This window comes from Salinibius halmophilus (assembly GCF_003577475.1).
GTDB lineage: Bacteria > Pseudomonadota > Gammaproteobacteria > Pseudomonadales > Natronospirillaceae > Salinibius > Salinibius halmophilus.
Map to the genome: position 1 here is coordinate 145,625 of NZ_QPEP01000006.1, position 17,618 is coordinate 163,242.

At 48.5% G+C, this 17,618-nt stretch carries 20 protein-coding genes and 1 tRNA gene; 14 read left to right on the forward strand and 7 right to left on the reverse strand.

Features of this window, described 5'->3' with window-relative positions; translation table 11 throughout:
* Complete coding sequence (locus tag DUW71_RS08525; RefSeq protein WP_199671186.1) at positions 1-549, forward strand: phosphatase PAP2 family protein; 549 nt, start codon at positions 1-3, stop codon at positions 547-549.
* Between the two features lie 85 nt (positions 550-634).
* On the opposite strand, the gene DUW71_RS08530 is transcribed toward DUW71_RS08525, so the two are convergent.
* Positions 635-721, reverse strand: a tRNA-Leu gene (locus tag DUW71_RS08530).
* Between the two features lie 158 nt (positions 722-879).
* Here DUW71_RS08530 and DUW71_RS08535 point away from each other — a divergent pair.
* On the forward strand, positions 880-1,773 hold the full coding sequence (locus tag DUW71_RS08535) for a hypothetical protein (RefSeq protein ID WP_119394824.1): 894 nt from the start codon (positions 880-882) through the stop codon (positions 1,771-1,773).
* 84 nt (positions 1,774-1,857) lie between these two features.
* On the opposite strand, the gene hemL is transcribed toward DUW71_RS08535, so the two are convergent.
* Genes hemL through DUW71_RS08550 form a run of 3 tightly spaced genes read right to left on the reverse strand, consistent with a single transcriptional unit; the run spans position 1,858 to position 5,313 of the window.
* On the reverse strand, positions 1,858-3,141 hold the full coding sequence (gene hemL / locus DUW71_RS08540; RefSeq protein ID WP_119394825.1) for a glutamate-1-semialdehyde 2,1-aminomutase: 1,284 nt from the start codon (positions 3,139-3,141) through the stop codon (positions 1,858-1,860).
* A gap of 13 nt (positions 3,142-3,154) precedes the next feature.
* Entirely contained in the window at positions 3,155-3,580 is a 426-nt protein-coding gene (gene hemJ, locus DUW71_RS08545) for a protoporphyrinogen oxidase HemJ (RefSeq protein ID WP_119394826.1), read from the reverse strand.
* On the reverse strand, positions 3,580-5,313 hold the full coding sequence (locus tag DUW71_RS08550) for a chloride channel protein (RefSeq protein WP_119394827.1): 1,734 nt from the start codon (positions 5,311-5,313) through the stop codon (positions 3,580-3,582). Before DUW71_RS08550 ends, hemJ begins: the two co-directional genes overlap by 1 nt.
* Before the next feature lie 433 nt (positions 5,314-5,746).
* Here DUW71_RS08550 and DUW71_RS08555 point away from each other — a divergent pair, with 433 nt between their 5' ends.
* The 5 genes from DUW71_RS08555 to waaA all read left to right on the forward strand — a co-directional run bounded on the left by DUW71_RS08555 (position 5,747) and on the right by waaA (position 9,053).
* Positions 5,747-6,496, forward strand: coding sequence for a DUF6776 family protein (locus tag DUW71_RS08555; RefSeq protein WP_119394828.1), 750 nt, complete (start codon positions 5,747-5,749; stop codon positions 6,494-6,496).
* A 2-nt stretch (positions 6,497-6,498) separates the two neighbouring features.
* Complete coding sequence (locus DUW71_RS08560) at positions 6,499-6,924, forward strand: bactofilin family protein (RefSeq protein WP_119394829.1); 426 nt, start codon at positions 6,499-6,501, stop codon at positions 6,922-6,924.
* A gap of 65 nt (positions 6,925-6,989) precedes the next feature.
* Positions 6,990-7,334, forward strand: coding sequence for an iron-sulfur cluster insertion protein ErpA (erpA, locus tag DUW71_RS08565; protein ID WP_119394830.1), 345 nt, complete (start codon positions 6,990-6,992; stop codon positions 7,332-7,334).
* Positions 7,261-7,809: a GNAT family N-acetyltransferase gene (locus DUW71_RS08570; protein WP_158583943.1), complete on the forward strand. Its 549-nt coding sequence runs from the start codon at positions 7,261-7,263 to the stop codon at positions 7,807-7,809. Before erpA ends, DUW71_RS08570 begins: the two co-directional genes overlap by 74 nt.
* Positions 7,803-9,053 (forward strand): lipid IV(A) 3-deoxy-D-manno-octulosonic acid transferase, encoded by a 1,251-nt coding sequence (gene waaA, locus DUW71_RS08575; RefSeq protein WP_119394832.1) that lies wholly within the window; start codon positions 7,803-7,805, stop codon positions 9,051-9,053. The genes DUW71_RS08570 and waaA overlap by 7 nt, the downstream gene beginning before the upstream one ends.
* 8 nt (positions 9,054-9,061) lie before the next feature.
* Here waaA and DUW71_RS08580 read toward each other — a convergent pair whose 3' ends face one another.
* Positions 9,062-10,456, reverse strand: a complete 1,395-nt coding sequence (locus DUW71_RS08580) for a TolC family protein (protein WP_119394833.1) — start codon at positions 10,454-10,456, stop codon at positions 9,062-9,064.
* Between the two features lie 143 nt (positions 10,457-10,599).
* On the opposite strand from DUW71_RS08580, the gene DUW71_RS08585 reads away from it, so the two are divergent.
* The 7 genes from DUW71_RS08585 (at position 10,600) to DUW71_RS08615 (ending at position 16,304) form a co-directional block, all read left to right on the forward strand.
* Positions 10,600-11,217, forward strand: a complete 618-nt coding sequence (locus DUW71_RS08585; protein WP_119394834.1) for an NUDIX domain-containing protein — start codon at positions 10,600-10,602, stop codon at positions 11,215-11,217.
* The gene (locus DUW71_RS08590) at positions 11,214-11,696 is read left to right on the forward strand and encodes a DUF1249 domain-containing protein (RefSeq protein WP_158583944.1); all 483 of its coding nucleotides are present in this window, start codon (positions 11,214-11,216) and stop codon (positions 11,694-11,696) included. The genes DUW71_RS08585 and DUW71_RS08590 overlap by 4 nt, the downstream gene beginning before the upstream one ends.
* A gap of 58 nt (positions 11,697-11,754) precedes the next feature.
* Complete coding sequence (cpdA, locus tag DUW71_RS08595; RefSeq protein WP_158583945.1) at positions 11,755-12,546, forward strand: 3',5'-cyclic-AMP phosphodiesterase; 792 nt, start codon at positions 11,755-11,757, stop codon at positions 12,544-12,546.
* Between the two features lie 16 nt (positions 12,547-12,562).
* On the forward strand, positions 12,563-13,117 hold the full coding sequence (locus DUW71_RS08600; protein ID WP_119394837.1) for a YqiA/YcfP family alpha/beta fold hydrolase: 555 nt from the start codon (positions 12,563-12,565) through the stop codon (positions 13,115-13,117).
* Positions 13,114-15,030, forward strand: a complete 1,917-nt coding sequence (parE, locus tag DUW71_RS08605; RefSeq protein ID WP_119394838.1) for a DNA topoisomerase IV subunit B — start codon at positions 13,114-13,116, stop codon at positions 15,028-15,030. The genes DUW71_RS08600 and parE overlap by 4 nt, the downstream gene beginning before the upstream one ends.
* Positions 15,031-15,146: 116 nt before the next feature.
* On the forward strand, positions 15,147-15,701 hold the full coding sequence (locus DUW71_RS08610; protein WP_119394839.1) for a hypoxanthine-guanine phosphoribosyltransferase: 555 nt from the start codon (positions 15,147-15,149) through the stop codon (positions 15,699-15,701).
* Between the two features lie 168 nt (positions 15,702-15,869).
* Positions 15,870-16,304 carry a DUF2147 domain-containing protein gene (locus DUW71_RS08615; protein WP_158583946.1) on the forward strand — a complete coding sequence of 145 codons (435 nt, stop codon included), beginning with the start codon at positions 15,870-15,872 and terminating at the stop codon, positions 16,302-16,304.
* Positions 16,305-16,362: 58 nt separating this feature from the next.
* Here DUW71_RS08615 and cydX read toward each other — a convergent pair whose 3' ends face one another.
* The gene (gene cydX, locus DUW71_RS08620) at positions 16,363-16,467 is read right to left on the reverse strand and encodes a cytochrome bd-I oxidase subunit CydX (RefSeq protein WP_119394841.1); all 105 of its coding nucleotides are present in this window, start codon (positions 16,465-16,467) and stop codon (positions 16,363-16,365) included.
* Between the two features lie 12 nt (positions 16,468-16,479).
* Positions 16,480-17,616, reverse strand: coding sequence for a cytochrome d ubiquinol oxidase subunit II (cydB, locus tag DUW71_RS08625; RefSeq protein WP_119394842.1), 1,137 nt, complete (start codon positions 17,614-17,616; stop codon positions 16,480-16,482).
* Between the last annotated feature and the right edge of the window lie 2 nt (positions 17,617-17,618).

The following is a 17,618-nucleotide window of genomic DNA, read 5'->3' on the forward strand; positions in this document are numbered from 1 at the left end:
ATGCTGAAACTAGGGATTGTATTCGCTTTGCTGTGGAGTGCAGTGGCAATGGCTAACGATTTAACAGGGGTTAGCCGTGAGGCGAGTGCCATAGAGCGTACCGGAGATGTATTACAGATTGCCTTGCCGCTTGGCGCCTTAGGTTGGTCGTTGGTTCAGGAAGACTATCGTGGCAGTGGCCAATTATTTGCGTCGTTTGGGGTAACGATTGCGACAACGTATGCGCTTAAGTTTGGTTTTGACCGTAAGCGCCCAAGCGGTGGTGGGTTATCTTTCCCAAGTGGTCATACGGCTTCTGCGTTTGTCGGAGCGTCTTATTTTCAGCGTCGATACGGCTGGCACCTAGGTGCGCCTGCTTATGCCATGGCTGCGTTTACCGGTTATAGCCGTGTGCACGCCGAAAAGCACTATTGGTCGGATGTGATTGCTGGGGCGGCGTTAGCGATTGGCGTCAATCACTTTCTTGTTGACCCATTGTCAGACAGCCAGCTGTCAATATCGCCAACGGCAGACAACGGCTTTCAATTGAGTTTCTCGAAAGCTTTCTAATTGAGTAATGACTTATAAAAGTTTGAAAAAGAAAGGGAATTTAAAATAAAGATTTCAGATTAGAGAGTTTTTTCTAATAAAAAATTGGTGCCTGGAAGAGGACTTGAACCTCCACGGGGTTACCCCCACTAGCACCTGAAGCTAGCGTGTCTACCAATTTCACCATCCAGGCTCGTACTGCTGTACGAGCCGGATTATAATCCTAGTCGTATTACTGTCAAACAGAAAACAAACTTCAGTCAATTTTTTCGATAATTCTCGTTGCATCTAACGTCGCAAGTCAGTATTTTGACCCTCTACGTAGATAGCAATTCATCTGGAGACGATGCTATGCGCAAAGCGGTATTATGGGTACGCTCAATCGCGCTGATGATGGCCGCCATGCTGGCAGCTGGCACAGCGATGGCAGAAACAATTCGAGTAAATGTTGGTGCGCCTGCAGACGTACTAGCAGATTACAACAAATGGTTAGGTGGCAGAGACGTTACCACCATTCGTGATTTTAGCGGCGAAGGCTCTCGTCGTGACGTGGTTGAGTTAGCACTAGTAGTGCAAGCAATCGACCGCGCTGATGTAGACATCGAAGTGAACTTCGTTGGTATGAATACAGCAGCGGATATTTTGGAAGGTATTCGCTCAGGTGAGATTGTCGCGGGTGGTACAGGTTTGTGGAAATCTGACTTGTCGACATTCTGGACCGACCTTTACATCACCACGGCTTTGGTGCCACGTGATTCATTCGAGGCTGGCTTCTACACCTCTCCAGACAACTTCCGTGCGTTGAATGTTCGTACTCGCGAAGAGCTATTGAACTTAAGTGCTATCTCTTCTCGTCAGTGGACGGCAGACTGGAAAACACTATCTGGCTTGGGTATTGACGACCTGTACGACACGCCTGAGTGGCCAGACATGGTTGACCGTGTACGTAACCTAGAGGTTGATTACCTGTTGGCACCTTTCCAGCCAACGGAAGGCATGAGCCTTGTGTTAGAAGGTGATCAGCGCCTAGTGCCAATCCCGAACTTTAAGATTGGTCTAGCAGGTTCGCGCCACCTAGCGGTTTCACGTAACCACCCAGATGGCCAAATCTTTAACGCGGCACTTCACCTTGGTCTGCTATTGCTAAAAGAAGAAGGTATTGTAGACAAGGCATATCGTGACTCTGGTTTCTACAACTCAAACGTTGTGAACTGGGACATTATCAAAGCGGACGGTGCGCTATAAAAGTTAGCTGGTCTTGTTAATAAAAAAAGCCGCTCAATGAGCGGCTTTTTTGTTTCTGCGCAGTAACTACTTCAGCTCAGGCAATTACTTCAAGGTACCCATCACTTTGTCGGCGGCAGCAATGGTTTCTTCGATATGGTCGATGCTGTGCGCAGCCGACATAAAGCCCGCCTCGAAGGCCGATGGTGCAAGGTAGATGCCTTCCGCTAGCATGCCCTGGAAGAAGGCTTTAAATTGCTCCATATTGCCTTGCGTAACCTGTTCGAATGTGCTCACCTTTGGCGCTTCATTGAAGAAAAAGCCGAACATGGAGCCTGCTTTATTAGTTGAGAACGGGATGCCGTGGCGGTCAGCAGCTTCTTTTAAGCCAGTGGTAAGCTGATCAACTCGTTTACCTAATTGCTCATACAAACCCGTTGCTTGCACGCCGCGTAGCTGGGCAATACCTGCGGCCATTGCTAACGGGTTGCCGGATAGCGTACCAGCTTGATAGACAGGGCCTGTAGGTGATAAATGCGCCATTATGTCTTCACGGCCACCAAACGCGCCCACAGGCAAACCGCCGCCAATTACTTTGCCAAGGGTAGTAAGGTCTGGGGTAACGCCATAATGGCCTTGTGCACCATGAAGGCTAACGCGGAAACCCGTCATCACTTCATCAAAAATTAACACGGTGCCATGCGCATCACATACTTTGCGCAACGTTTCTAAGAAACCTGGTACCGGTGGAATACAGTTCATATTGCCAGCCACTGGCTCAACGATGATGCAGGCAATCTGCTCACCCATCTCATTGAACAAGGCTTCCACGGCTTCGGCATCGTTATATGGCAAGGTGAGGGTATGTTCGGCAACCGATGCTGGCACGCCAGGACTGTTTGGTTCACCAAACGTTAGTGCACCGCTACCTGCCTTAACCAGTAGGCTATCAGAATGGCCATGGTAGTTGCCTTCAAACTTCACCATTTTGTCACGGCCAGTGAAACCACGAGCCAAACGAATCGCCGACATGGTGGCTTCGGTGCCTGAGTTCACCATGCGCACGCGCTCTAAAGAGGGCACTAGTTTGCATAGCAGTTCAGCCATTTCGGTTTCTAGTGCCGTTGGTGCACCAAAGCTCACCGCACGTTCTAACTGGTCGGCAATGGCTTGCTTAATGTCAGGGTTGGCATGACCCAGCACCATTGGCCCCCATGAGCCGATGTAATCAATGTAGCGCTTGCCTTCAACATCGAAAATTTCGGCACCCTTAGCATGCTCAAAAAATACTGGTGTGCCACCAACTCCTTTAAACGCGCGTACTGGTGAGTTAACACCACCAGGAATATAGCGTTGAGCGGCTTGGAATAATAATTCAGAACGAGACATACAAACTCCTCGGTTAAAACGGCTTAACCACGACAAAAATCGCAATACCAATCAGCAATAGCACTGGCGCTTCGTTAACAATACGGAAGAACTTTTCCGACTTCTTGTTGCGGTCTTCTTTAAATGCTTTTAGCCAAGCACCACAGTGAAAATGAAAGGCTACCAAGCCTAAAACAAACAGCAATTTGGCATGCAACCAACCTTGGCTAAACCAGCTAGGCACCAAATATAACATCCACAGCCCGGTAATGATGCTGATCACCATTGCTGGCCACATGATGCCGCGGTAAAGCTTGCGTTCCATCGTTTTAAAGCGCTCGCTTGCCTCGTGGTCGGTGGTTTGTGTGTGATAAACAAACAGCCTTGGCAGATAAAAAATGCCTGCCATCCAACTAACAATAAATACGATGTGAAAGGCTTTGACGTACAGGTAGAGCATTAGACTTCCTCTGGGTTACTTAAATAATCTGATATGCGTTTACGAGTAATTAAACCCGGTTGGCCATAGGGTAGGTTGACCATTAGCCCACTATGATTGTGTCGCCGTAGCTCAGTTAGTGCCTGGGCGAGGTTGGCGTTGCCGTTTATCTTACCAATAGAGGCATCGGCGCGGCAGTAATCAAACAAATCAATAAAACTATCAGGTTGGATATTATCGCTGCTTAGCTCGTCTTCTAGCGTGCTACAAAGTGCTTTGGCATCTAGTAGTCGCTGCTCTAACTCATCGAATGCAATGATCCAATAACCATCACAGGCTTTCTGAATTTCGCTGATGCGACTAACACGAGCGACTTGTTTAAATGATTGGCTGGTTAATTTTAATACACTAATTTGATTAACGGCTTGCTGCAGCTTACCCGTTGCTACTTCAATGCCTTGGGCGCGAGCGATTTGTTGAAAAATAGAGCGCTGCTGGAACACATAACGTGAAATAAGATTGGCGATGACAATCGCTAGCATTGCTGGCCAAATAATGGTGGTAGAGGACGTCAGCTCAATGGTCGCCGAGAGTGCCGCAAGTGGCGCAAATAACGTGGCGCCCATCATGGCCGTCATGCCAACAATCGCCATTGCCGCAGCGCTATGCGCAACACCTAACCAACTCGCAACCACCGCGCACGCAGCCCCTAAGCAGGCGCCAATGAGTAGGGTAGGGCCAATTAAGCCGCCTGGCACGCCTAAGCACACAGTGATGGAACTAAGTAGTAATTTGCCAACCGCGATCGCTAGTAATAGACCAAACAGTAATTGACCATCTATGGCTAATGCTAGGGTATCTGAGCCAGTGCCCATTAGTTCTGGTAGCCATATTGCCGCGGCAATCGTTGCAAGCAAGATGACCGCAAACTTCTGCCATAAGCGCCAGCTGCTGGTTTGCCGTACCAGCCAGCCGGCAAAATAAATATGCGCTGCCGAGGCACACCCTACCACTACGCCAACGAGTATAAACGATAATGCTAAGGGTTCATCGAGGTTGGTTATGCTTGGTAAGGCAACAAGTGGTGCGTCGCCATATAACCACTGCGTCACTGCAGTGGCAGTAACCGCGGCGGCAATGATAGGAATAAATCCCGCAATCAGGTATTCAAATAAGATCACTTCCATGGCGAACAATACCCCAGCCAGGGGCGTGTTGAATGTGGCGGCAATGGCCGAGGCGGCACCCGCAGCAAGCAAAATACGAATGCTCGATTTGGGCGTGTCTAGGCGCTCACCTAGTTGTGAACCTATGCCGGCGCCTAAATGAACCGCCGGGCCCTCGCGCCCAACAGATAGCCCGGATACCAGAGCCACGCAGGTGCTAAAAAACTGGTTCAACCAGTTGCCAATGGGCATGTGGCCATCATTTTTTTGCAGCATGCTCAGCACATGGCCAACGCCGGTTTGGCGCTGATTGCGATTAAGCGGGCGTTGAATTAGATAAAGTATCAACAAGCCAATGATCACCAGCAATAGGCGTCCATCGACGGGCAGTTGCTCGAAGGTTTCGTGGTTACTTATTGGCAAAAAAAGCGTGACTGCAAGCTCTATAAGATAACGAAACAATGCCACAACGAGCGCCGTTACCGCGCCAACAATGGCCCCCAGTAGTGTGAGCAACGGAATATTTTCGCGAAACAAAAGCTCAAGTTGGCGTCTGCGCAGTCGATTTGTATTGGCACTTGCTTGCATGGCTGTTCCGTCATCAAAAACCGATAAGGCACCAGTTGAGTGCCTAAGCAGTGGCCGATGGCCACATTAGAATGCTAGGCATCATGATAGCGGCTTGGTTAATAGTTGCGAGCATCAAATACAAGACAGAAAGAAAAAACTTGGCTAGGATTATTACATAGCGTCAATGAATGTATTTTAGTGTATTCAGTCAACTATGCTATTGGGAGCCTCTAAAAACCTCAGAGGCGAAATTTTGACGAGGCAAAAGTCGGCGAAAAGGCGGAGTTTACTATAGTAAATGAGTACTTTGAGCCGAGTTTTAACAAAGTCAAAATGAGAAAAAGGGGGTTTTAGAGGTTCCCTATCCCATGGTTCCCCATTTTAGTAATCAACTACTCAGAAGCAGCTTTGACACACTGTTGCTTGATGTAAAAAAGTTGAGAGGAGTGCAATGCCACACGTTAAAGGCTCGCCACAACCAAAGCTCAAGGTTGCGGAGGCTCATCCATTTAGAGCATTTATTGGACGTTTTTTTGTATTAATACTAATTGTTGCATCACTTGCTGCAGGCTACATATTAGGATCGGTTCAGCCAATACAAGGCGTAATTAGTAGCGACCAATATGCATTGCGCGACAACGAGAGATTGCGCGATGCAGTAAAAATGCTTGGCCAAGACTTAGGTGAGTTGCAAGCAACCATTGCCCAACAGGATAAAACCATTGCGTTAGACAAAGCCACCATTGATGCATTGCGCGAAGAAAATCGTGTTCGCATGGACGAGCTGCGGCAAGTGCGCGAGGAATTGTCATTGTTTAAAGGCATCATGGCGCCGGAAGAAATTACCCGCGGACCACATATTAAAGAGCTACAACTCAACAACGTCGGTAACCGTGCCTTTGAATACAATATCGTGTTCACTCAGGAGGGCAATAACGACAATTTTGTTGAAGGGTCTGCGATTATCATTCTGGCTGGCCAGAGCAGTGAAGATGAAGATGCGCCAGTTATGCTGCCATTGGCAGAGGTGTCTGAGCAAGTGCAAGATGAACAAGTGAAACTTCGCTATCGATATTTCCAAAACGTTGAAGGTGTACTAAATCTGCCGGCGGATTTCGTGCCTTCACATATTGAAGTTATTATGCAATTGAATTCTGGTCAGCGTTTGAACCGCCTGTTTGATTGGTCACCTACGGAGTAATTATGTTGGGAAAAGAAAAAAAAGTAACACAGTTTGATACCCTGATTTCAGAACGGTCTGAAGTAGTAGGTGATCTGAAAATCTCGGGTGGCTTGCATATCGATGGCAAGATAAAAGGCAATATTAATGCCGACGCCGACAGTGGCGCTGTGGTGAGAATTAGCGATAAGGGTCAGGTTGAAGGTGAAATTCGTGCGCCGCATATCATTATCAATGGCCAAGTCACGGGTGATGTTTATTCGTTCCAGCACATTGAGTTAGCCAAAAAAGCCCACGTAAATGGCGACCTGTACTACAGCATGATGGAAATGGTCATGGGGGCTAAGGTGTCTGGTAAGGTAGTGCATCAAGAGAAGGTAGAAACCAGTAAGGTAACCAGTTTTAAAGCCAAAGCTGCGGGTGATCATACCAGCGCTGAAACTGAATAGTCTTTATACTTGACCAAAATGCTCGGGTAATTGGATAATAGACCTCTAAATCGAGAGAGGTTTTTATGTCTGCAACGATAGAAGGCGCCATTAACGTTAGTGCCGACGCCTTTAACAAAGTGAAGGCGCTGATCGATGAAGAAGATAATGATCAACTGAAGCTGCGTGTGTTTGTTACCGGTGGTGGATGTGCGGGTTTTCAGTATGGCTTCACCTTTGATGAAGATATTGCTGAAGACGATACCATTGTTGAATTTGATGGCGTTAAAGTTCTAGTTGATGCGTTGAGTATCCAATACCTAGCCGGGTCGACCGTTGACTTCAAAGAGGACCTAGGTGGCGCGCGATTCATCATCGACAATCCAATGGCCGAATCAACCTGTGGTTGTGGCGCCTCGTTTGCTATCTAAGCCTATTTTCCTGCGGGCAATGCGGGTTGATGATGCTCAGCCCCTGTTAAACTTGGTAAACTCGGTGGTGGTAGAAAAGCAGTATTTGCGAGCCACCGAACCCTACAGCCTAGAAGCCATAGAGCGCTTTCTGCAGTTCACCCAGAACACGAACAACATCATGCTGGTTGCCGAGTATGATCAACAGATCATTGCTTGGTTAGACATTATTGCTGCCAAAGATGCACCAAAGCGCGGCATGCTGGGTATGGGTGTGGCAAAAGCCTTTCGTAATCAACAGATTGGCCGTCAATTGATGTCTGAAGCGCTCGCTAAGGCTACTGGCATCCTCACAGAAGTACAGTTGCAGGTATATCAGACGAACACCCACGCCATTACCTTGTATCGTCGCTTTGGATTTATTGAAGTTGACAGCGAGGCGGGCATTCTTACCATGGCAAAAACACTGCCTGAGTCTTATTACCCCGAATGTTAACGATTTATCGAATCATCTGGTGGCTTGCTACCCCTTTTTTGTACCAGCGTCTGCATAAAAAAGCCCAAAACCAGCCTGCTTATCTAGATCGCATTAGTGAGCGTCGTGGCGAGATTCCTGCTATCGCTCAGCCAGTCATCTGGTTTCATACGGTATCCGTGGGCGAGAGCTTAGCAGCCATCAATATGATCAAGTTGGTCGCCAAGGCGTTTCCCACTACAGATATTTTAGTCACAGCAATGACGCCAACAGGTAGTCAAGTCATTCAAGATAAACTGGGTGATGACGTCATTCATTATTATTTGCCTTGGGATCGGCGTAAGTATATCAAGCGCTTTCTTGCTAGCGTGCAACCACAAATGCTGGTGCTAATGGAAACTGAAATCTGGCCAGAGCTAATTACCCAAGTGAGCGCTAAACAGGTACCCATTGTGCTTGCGAACGCAAGAATGTCGCAGCGATCTGGCGCTAGATATCTAAAGTTGGCCAGCTTTAGCCAAAGCATTTTTAAGCAAATATCCTTAGTGTGCGCGCAGTCATCAGACGATGCGCAGCGCTTCTCAGCACTCGGTGCAACCAATGTACAGATAACCGGCACGGTAAAATATGACGTGCAATTACAAAAGCAAACTAAAGCGCTAGCTGAAGCCTGGCAGACTGAACTTGGGGAGCGCTTTATTTGGCTGGCGGCGAGTACGCATCCCGGCGAAGAGGCTAGCTTGCTTGCGGCACACAAAGCCTTGTTAGCGGTACACCCAAACGCGCTGCTAATCTTGGCACCGCGCCATCCCGATCGGCGTGCTGCGGTCAGTGAGCTAGTTCAACAAGCTGGCCTAACATACCAGCTACGCTCACAAACCATGGTGCGCAACGAACAAGTGTGGTTATTAGACTCGCTTGGTGAAATGATCGCCGCAATGGGCTGCAGTGATTTGGTGTTTATGGGAGGCTCATTAATCGAGCATGGCGGTCATAACCCACTGGAAGCAGGGGTTTGGCCGAAAGCCGTTGTGACTGGGCCGCACTACTTCAATTTTCAGCAGGTAGTTGATCAGTTAGTCAGTGAGCAAGCAATTAAAGTTGTTGACGCGGCTGATGTAGCTAAGGAGATTATCGCGCTGGCTAGTGACAGCACAGCGCGCTCGGCGTTGGCTGCTCAGCTATCGCAGGTGCTAGCGCGTAATCGCGGTAGCACCCAAAAGCAAGCCGAGCAAATTTGCCGACTAATCAACGAAAGGCCGTAGTTCAGCGACTAGTTCAACGACGCTAGGTCATCCATAGACAAGGTGCCTGCTGCTTCTTTTAACTTCAGAGAGTTAAGTAACAAGTCATAGCGAGCATTGGTTAGGTCACGTTCCGCAGCAAATAAATTGCTTTGCGCGCCAATCACCTCAACAATCGTTGCTGTGCCTACTTCATAACCAGCTTCTGTTGCTTGTGCTGCCGATTGGCGAGAACGCACCAGCTGCTCACGCACGCTAATATTGGTTAAGTCAGATTGCAGTTGCTCATACAACGCTGTTACACCGTTCTTAACTTGACGTAAGCCTTGTTCAAAGCTTGCTGCAGCGTTTTCTGCCTGAATTTGCTTATTGACAATGTCGGCACTGGTTCTAAAGCCATTGAAGATTGGGATGTTGACACTAACGCCAAGATTGACACTGCCTTGATCATCAATCTCACCATCTTGCACCCAGTCTGCAAACTGCGCGCCACGACTGTAACTAATGCTGGCGCCAACGGTTGGGTAGTAGGCATAACGAGCGATGTCAGCTTGGCTTTCTGCTAGTTGTACACTGACTGCTTGGTTGCGCATGGCAGGGCTCTGCTCTGCGGCGTTTAACCATTGTTCCAGGTTGCCTACGGCAAGACGCTCAGCCAAAGCTGGATTAATAACTGCCGCGTCGACTTGTTGACCAACAATCAGCTCAAGCTGGCGCTGGGTCGACTTGAGCATGTTGCCCTGCAAAATAACACCAAGACGCGCCTCTTCGTATGACGCACGGGCATTTTCCACTTCGGTGCGTGCTACCAAGCCTTCTTGATACTTGGCTTCTACTTGCTCGAGTTGGCGTGACACAGCTTCCTCTTGGCGCTGGGCAAGCTCTACACCCGAGCGTGCTTTCATCAATGCAATGGTTGCCTCTGCAACGCTTAGCATTAGGTCTTGCTCAGCTGCTGTGGCGCCAAACTGTGCGCGCTCAGTGTACAGATCAGTAATGGCATAGCCTTTAATGGCCTGCATATTAAAAACGTTTTGCTGAACCGAAATGCTGCCAGTGAGCTGTGCACGATCGCCTAGACCAACTGAGATTTCCTCAGTTGAAGCTGTCTCTAGTGTGGCTACCGCACCCGAATCAGGGTTGCCACTGGTATTCACGCCATTAACAAGCAGTACCTTGGGTTGCGAAACTGTTTGCGTACTAGTAGCCGTGCCATAGCTTAAACTAGCATTAGCGCTTGGCAGTAATGCGCCGAGTGCTTGGCGTTTCAATTGTACGGCTTCTTCTTTACCATTCACTGCAGCTTGAATGCTTGGATCATTGGCCTTAGCAACTTGATAGAGGGTTTCAACAGAATCGGCGGCAAATGCTTGCGTGGCCATTAAACTGGAAGCAATAACGACCGCCTTGGTCAATGATTTCATTTTAGTCTCCTAGCGCAGTTAGATATTGCACTCATTATGCTGAGGCCTAACCTAACCAAGTATGAACAGGTGTAAACATTAATTCCTTTACGCAAGCATAGTGCAAATAGTGCAATGCCTTAAAGATAAAATAGAGAGCTTGAATGACAAAACCAAGGTATGAACAAAAAGATGTCGAAATTTTAGCCAAGGATAGGGTTTATGATGGCTTTTATAAAATGGACCGCCTAACGCTTAAACATAAAACCTTTGCTGGCGATTGGTCACAGCCGATTACGCGTGAGTTAATGAATCGTCACGATGCGGTTTGTGTGCTGATATGGGACCCTGAGGCTGATACCATAGTGATTTGTGAGCAGTTTCGTGTGGGTTCTTTAGCTGAGCCGTCGCCTTGGTTATATGAGTTGGTAGCAGGGTTAATTGATAAAGATGAAAGCCCAGAAGAAGTCGGGCGCCGCGAAGCCGTTGAAGAAGCGGGTGTAGAGATTGGCCAAATGAAGTTTTTATACCGCTATCAACCAAGTCCAGGTGGCAGCAACGAAACCGTTTATCTTTATGTTGCACAAGCAAAGTTACCAGAGCAGGGCGGCGTATTTGGCTTGGCGGAAGAAAGCGAAGACATCCGCACGCACATTATTGCACGTAGGGAAGCCATGCAATGGATCGAAGACGGCCGTATTGCCAATGCGGCAAGTTTGCTAGCATTACAGTGGTTGGCTTTCTACGAGGGTGAACTGCGCCAAGAATGGGGAATTGGGTGACACGATTAAGACGCCAGCGCAAGTACGTGCCAAATATGGCTGAACTCAACGCGGTTTGTGAAATTAATTATTTGAAGCTGAATCGACTCTGGCCAAATATGGCCAGAGATTCAGGACTTCGTGTCAATATGTCGACTGAGCACGGTATTCCAGCGGTGATGGTTTTACTGTGTCAGGAGCAGTTTGCCTACACTGCCGATATTGTACTGACACTCGACTTGCCTAGCATGCCAGAAAATATCGGTCGGGTGGATCTATACATTCGTGTTTACCAAGACATGCGAATGGCTGAGGTGGTGTCGGGTGGGCATGGCAAACAATTTGAGGGGATTTACCAGTACCCCAACGATAAAATGCTGCAGGTAGATGAAAAAGCGCAGCTAAACAAGTTTTTATCGGAATGGTTGTCGCATGCTTTGCATCATGGAATGCTTGAGATGCCAAAGAGTGCAACATTTAAAGGCGATCTTGATCACTGAAAGGATTGTATAACTTTGTTACAGTGTTCAAACAATTGAACTGGGTTTATTGATGGTAATGGATGCAGCACTGCGTGTGCTCCAGGTGACAGATCCGCACCTGTTTTCGCAAAAAGATGGCCAGCTTTTAGGTATGAATACCCGAGAGACGTATCAGGCTGTCTTGGCGGAAATACAACGCCACCACCCAAAAATTGATGTGGTGCTCGCTACTGGCGACATCGCCCAAGATCATATTCAACCCTCTTACGAAACCTTTCTGCGTTTAACCGAGCGCCTCGCACCGACCTATTGGTTGCCCGGTAATCATGATGATTGGCCGCTGATGCAAAAAATTGCCGAAGACTATGACGCCAAGCATAAAGTTATAGATATTGGTGCATGGCGGTTTGTCATGGTAAATAGCGCCGTGCATAAGAAGGTGCATGGATTTATCGAAGAGGAAGAAATGCGTTGGTTAGAGCGCGCCGTAGCCAGTGCGCTTGGTCGCAATGTAATGGTGTGCTTGCACCACCACCCGATTCCAACGGGGTGTGACTGGTTGGACAATATTGGCGTTAAAAATGGCCAGCAGTTCCTGCAACGCTTAGAGCAGTTCGACCAAGTAAAGGCGGTTATTTGGGGGCATGTGCACCAAGAGAAGTTTGCGCTGCATGAGCATATTGCTTTGTACTCTACACCGTCTACTTGTATTCAGTTTAAACCAAACAGTGAAGACTTCGCCCTAGACCAGCAGCGAGGGCCGGGCTGGCGCTTCTTTACCTTGCAGCCTAACGGTGATATCGAGACCCAGGTTTACCGAATAGAAGCGAGCCGTTTTAATATCGACCTATCGGCAAGTGGCTATTAATTTTAAAGGAGTGCCCATGCAACGCTGGTTGTACTTGCACGGTTTCAACTCGAGCGCCCAATCACACAAAGCACAGCAATTGCAGCATTGGCAACGTCAACAACCCCATATAGAGGTGTTCACCCCCAGCTTAGATGACGACCCAGCTTTGGTGCAGCAAGCCTTACCGAAGCTTTGCCACAATATCGATGGCATCATTGGCTCTAGTTTGGGTGGTTTTTATGCGCTTTATTGCCACGCCAAATGGCAGATACCAGCTGTATTGGTAAACCCTGCTTTAAATCCCCATGAGTTACTGAAAAGCCGTCTTGGCCCACAAAAACACTATTATAGTGACCATACTTGGGCGCTAACCGCTGATCATCTGGCGCACTGGCAAACAATGGCAGCTGAGTTAGCGCCAGATCGGCGCTGTTTATTACTCATGCAGACGGGCGATGAAGTCATTGATGCCGCATTTACCGTTGCACGCTTGGCTGGAATCAGGCAGATTGTAGAGGCTGGCGGGAACCACAGCTTTGTCGGCTTCGAACGTTACTTTTCCATTATTGAGCAGCATTTTCATCAATGAGCAATTCATATTCAGCTGAATCCATCGAGGTGTTATCTGGCTTAGACCCAGTTAAACGCCGCCCTGGCATGTACACAGATACCACTCGGCCAAACCACCTAGCGCAAGAGGTGATTGATAATTCAGTCGATGAGGCGCTTGCTGGTCATGCTAACGAGATTAAGGTCACGTTGCGAAAAGATGGCGGTTTATCAGTAGAAGATAATGGCCGCGGTATGCCGACCGATATCCACCCTGAGCATGGTGTACCAGGTGTTGAGCTGATTCTTACGCGCTTGCACGCTGGTGGTAAGTTCACCAATAACAACTATCAGTTCTCTGGTGGTTTGCACGGGGTTGGGGTCTCGGTGGTTAACGCCTTGTCTTTGCGTGTGGAAGTGCAGGTGCGACGCGACGCCAAACTTTGGCAAATTGCTTTTGAGCACGGCGACAAAGTGGAAGACCTTGCCGAAATAGGCACCGTTGGCAAGCGCAATACAGGCACCATGGTAACCTTCTGGCCTGATGCCAGTTACTTTGATAGTGGTAAGTTCTCTGTCGCCAGCTTGCGCCATGTGCTGCGTGCTAAGGCCGTGTTATGCCCTGGCTTAACCATTCACTTCATTGACGAAATTAAGGGTGATAAACAAACCTGGTTTTATGAAGATGGACTAGCGGATTACTTAAAATCGGCATTGGCTGATTGGCCGCTGTTGCCAAATGATGAACCGTTCCGTGGCAGTTTTGCTGCCGAAGCCGAAGCCGTTGATTGGGCCGTATACTGGTTGCCAGAAGGTGGCGACTTGGTCACCGAATCTTATGTGAACCTAATCCCCACTGCCCAAGGCGGCACACACGTAAATGGTTTGCGCACAGGCATGCTAGAAGCCATGCGTGAGTTCTGTGAGTTGCGCAACCTACTGCCGCGTGGGGTAAAACTTGGCCCCGATGATATTTGGGATCGATGTGCATATGTCATTTCTTCCAAGCTCGCCGATCCTCAGTTTTCTGGCCAAACCAAAGAGCGCCTGACGAGCCGCCAAATGGCTGCCTTTGTTAGTGGTGTGGTAAAAGACAGCTTCTCATTATGGCTCAACCAACATGTTGAGCTGGGTGAGCAAATTGCTGAGCTATGCATTAGTAATGCGCAGAAACGTTTAAAAGCAGCAAAAAAAGTGGCGCGCAAAAAGGTCACTCAAGGACCAGCCTTACCAGGTAAGCTAGCCGACTGCACCGGTGGCGTATTCGCCGATTCTGAGCTGTTCTTGGTTGAGGGTGACTCGGCCGGTGGTTCAGCCAAACAAGCGCGCGACCGCACCACTCAAGCCATTATGCCGCTGCGTGGCAAAATTCTTAACTCTTGGGAAGTGGATTCATCGGAAGTTCTATCTAGCCAAGAGATTCACGATATTGCCGTGGCGCTGGGCATCGATCCAGGCTCAGAAGACTTAACATCGCTGCGCTATAACAAAGTTTGCATTCTTGCCGACGCCGACTCAGACGGCTTGCACATTGCAACGCTATTGTGCGCACTATTCGTCAAACACTTCCCTGCCTTGGTGAAAGCCGGTCATGTCTTTATGGCAATGCCACCGCTATATCGAATCGACTGCGGCAAAGAAACCTTCTATGCCCTAGATGATAGTGAGCGCCAGGGCATTCTTGACCGCTTAGAAGCCGAGAAGAAACGCGGCAAGATTAGCGTTACCCGCTTTAAAGGTTTGGGTGAAATGAACCCATCCCAGCTTAGAGAAACCACGATGAACCCAGACTCACGACGCTTAGTGCAATTGCAAATGCAAGATGGCGACGACACGCTAGAGTTAATGGACATGCTGTTGGCCAAGAAACGCTCCGCCGATCGCAAAGGCTGGCTAGAGCTTAAGGGCAATCTAGCGGATGTTGATGGTCTGGTAGCAGATCCAAATGCTTAGATGCCAGCTATTATGTACGGTTGGCGATACAGCTTATTAGAGCCAAAGTCGCCAATCGAATCAGCTAATATGGTAGTATTTCGCCCTTTATTAAACCCTTGATAATGGAGGCGGCGATGGCTGTTTCTGACGAAATTAAGAATGCCTTAGACAATTCAGATCTTCTATTTACTGAGCCACAGGTAGAAGAAGCCATCGACAAAATGGCCGATGACATTACCAAAGATTTGGCCGATACCAATCCAGTTGTGTTCAGTGTTATGAACGGTGGTTTGGTGCTAACCGGTAAACTAGTGACCAAACTTGGCTTCCCACTAGAAATTAGCTATCTGCACGCAACACGTTATCGCAACCAAACTAATGGTCGCGAGCTTGAGTGGCGCACCTATCCACAGCAGTCGCTAAAAGACCGCAATGTGTTAATCGTTGATGATATTCACGATGAAGGCCATACGCTGGCAGAGATCGTAAAACACTGTAAAGCGGAAGGCGTGGCGTCTGTAAAAGTTGCCGTACTCGTTGAAAAACTACACGATCGCAAGGCAATTCCAGGCTGGCTGCCGGATTATATTGGTTTGGAATGTGAAGACCGTTATATCTATGGCTACGGCATGGACTTAAAAGGCTATTGGCGCAATGCCCCTGGCATCTATGCATTGAAGGGTATGTAGTCAAAAATCTGACAAAATACATACGTTTCAGATCGTAAATTTCCACAAACCCGCTTTGCAAGGCGGGTTTTTGTGTATTTTCGCATCCTTGCTGACGCTTACCGGACTTTTATGGCAGGATTCATATCCTTTGCACACAAGAGATTCGCAAATTTACGAGGTTATCGCATGAGGAAGTTAGGCCTAGCGCTATTGACAGTCGTTTCTGCTGTTGCTTGGTCGGCGGATGCTGAAAAAATTCCAGGCATTTGGGCAGTGCCAGCGGACGCTCCTGTTTATCATGTTTCGTTGAGCACGGTTGAGCCACCCGAGGGTGGCATGATGCTAGAGGGAATTATTACCGACACCCTTGATGGCGCGCCGGAAACCTGTCGCCGTTGCCGTGGTGAGCTTCGTGGCCAACCTCTGATCGGCATGACACTGTTATCAGAAACCTACAATCAGGGGGCTTTCTGGGGCGGCGGCACCATTCTCGACCCTATCTCTGGGCGAGTATGGCAAGCTAAGTTTTTAATTTCGGTCGACGAACAACAAGTAACGGTGAACATGAGCGACCCCGCTTCCGGAGTCAACATCGACCAAACTTGGCAAAGAGTCGAATAGCTGACCGATTACAAAAAAAGCCCTCATAACGAGGGCTTTTTTTGACTCTGTGAAGCCGTTATTCGTCTTCACCTTCATAGCCATTTAGGTCTAACCACATGGCGTTAATGATGCCAAACGAGCAAGCCAGTAACACGCCTAAAATCCAAGCGAAATACCACATAGTGCAGGCTCCTTAATATAATGAGTTTGAGTTGTCTTCAATGTGTTTTTCAGTAATGCGGCCACGCATTACCCAGTAGGTCCAAGCGGTGTAGCCCAGCACAATGGGTACAAAGATCATAGCAACACAGAACATGATGAACAGCGTATTCTGGCTCGATACCGCATCCCACATCGTCAGGCTCATGCTTGGGTTGCTTGAGCTAGGCATTAAGAATGGGAACATAGAGAACCCGGCCGTCATGATGACCCCAGCAATGCCCAAGCTATTGCTAACAAATGCTAATGCACCACGTTTGGCGAACGACAATAGGCCAGCGCCAAGAAGACCTGCAATCCCCAGTACCGGGGCGATAATCATCCACGGGTACTTGCTGTAGTTGTTTAGCCAAGCGCCTTCGCCTACCTCAACTGTTTTCATCACTGGCGACAGGGTTTCATTGGTTGCAATCTGGCTAGTCACCACATAGCCATCTAAGCCTAACCATAGCCAAACACCAGCAAGCATAAACAATACCGCCGCAGCGATGCCGGTAAGGGTTGAAATACCCTCGGCACGTGCCAGAAGTTGTTTTTCTGTTTTCATCTGCAAGTAAGTACCGCCCTGGGTAACAATCATCAATAAGCTGATGATACCCGCCAGCAAGGCAAACGGATTGAGCAGTGCAAAGAATGAGCCGGTGTATTCAATACGCAGGATATCGTCGAACTGGAAAGGCACACCTAACAATAGGTTGCCAAATGCCACGCCAAAGATAACCGGTGGTACGGCTGAACCAAAGGTTAGCCCCCAGTCCCAGTTGCTGCGCCATTTTTTGTTGTCTAGCTTCGAGCGATAGTCAAAGCCAACGGGGCGAAACCACAAGGCGGCAAGCGTTAGAATCATGGCAATATAGAAGCCACTAAAGGATACAGCATAAACAATCGGCCAAGCCGCGAATAACGCGCCCCCAGCAGTGATTAACCATACTTGGTTGCCGTCCCAGTGCGGTGCAACGGTATTAATTAGTACCCGACGTTCATTGTCGGTGCGACCAATTATCCGTAATAACGCACCCACGCCCATATCAAAACCATCCGCCACAGCGAAGCCAATTAGCAACACGCCAACTAGCACCCACCAGATAACTTTCAGTAATTCGTATTCCATGA

Coding starts and splice junctions, on each gene's coding strand:
- waaA (WP_119394832.1), top strand. CDS start 7,803: ATGTTAACGATTTATCGAATCATCTGGTGGCTTGCTACCCCTTTTTTG.
- cpdA (WP_158583945.1), top strand. CDS start 11,755: ATGGATGCAGCACTGCGTGTGCTCCAGGTGACAGATCCGCACCTGTTT.
- cydX (WP_119394841.1), bottom strand. CDS start 16,467: ATGTGGTATTTCGCTTGGATTTTAGGCGTGTTACTGGCTTGCTCGTTT.
- erpA (WP_119394830.1), top strand. CDS start 6,990: ATGTCTGCAACGATAGAAGGCGCCATTAACGTTAGTGCCGACGCCTTT.
- DUW71_RS08555 (WP_119394828.1), top strand. CDS start 5,747: ATGCCACACGTTAAAGGCTCGCCACAACCAAAGCTCAAGGTTGCGGAG.
- DUW71_RS08560 (WP_119394829.1), top strand. CDS start 6,499: ATGTTGGGAAAAGAAAAAAAAGTAACACAGTTTGATACCCTGATTTCA.
- parE (WP_119394838.1), top strand. CDS start 13,114: ATGAGCAATTCATATTCAGCTGAATCCATCGAGGTGTTATCTGGCTTA.
- DUW71_RS08610 (WP_119394839.1), top strand. CDS start 15,147: ATGGCTGTTTCTGACGAAATTAAGAATGCCTTAGACAATTCAGATCTT.
- hemJ (WP_119394826.1), bottom strand. CDS start 3,580: ATGCTCTACCTGTACGTCAAAGCCTTTCACATCGTATTTATTGTTAGT.
- DUW71_RS08535 (WP_119394824.1), top strand. CDS start 880: ATGCGCAAAGCGGTATTATGGGTACGCTCAATCGCGCTGATGATGGCC.
- DUW71_RS08615 (WP_158583946.1), top strand. CDS start 15,870: ATGAGGAAGTTAGGCCTAGCGCTATTGACAGTCGTTTCTGCTGTTGCT.
- DUW71_RS08600 (WP_119394837.1), top strand. CDS start 12,563: ATGCAACGCTGGTTGTACTTGCACGGTTTCAACTCGAGCGCCCAATCA.
- DUW71_RS08525 (WP_199671186.1), top strand. CDS start 1: ATGCTGAAACTAGGGATTGTATTCGCTTTGCTGTGGAGTGCAGTGGCA.
- DUW71_RS08585 (WP_119394834.1), top strand. CDS start 10,600: ATGACAAAACCAAGGTATGAACAAAAAGATGTCGAAATTTTAGCCAAG.
- DUW71_RS08550 (WP_119394827.1), bottom strand. CDS start 5,313: ATGCAAGCAAGTGCCAATACAAATCGACTGCGCAGACGCCAACTTGAG.
- DUW71_RS08580 (WP_119394833.1), bottom strand. CDS start 10,456: ATGAAATCATTGACCAAGGCGGTCGTTATTGCTTCCAGTTTAATGGCC.
- hemL (WP_119394825.1), bottom strand. CDS start 3,141: ATGTCTCGTTCTGAATTATTATTCCAAGCCGCTCAACGCTATATTCCT.
- cydB (WP_119394842.1), bottom strand. CDS start 17,616: ATGGAATACGAATTACTGAAAGTTATCTGGTGGGTGCTAGTTGGCGTG.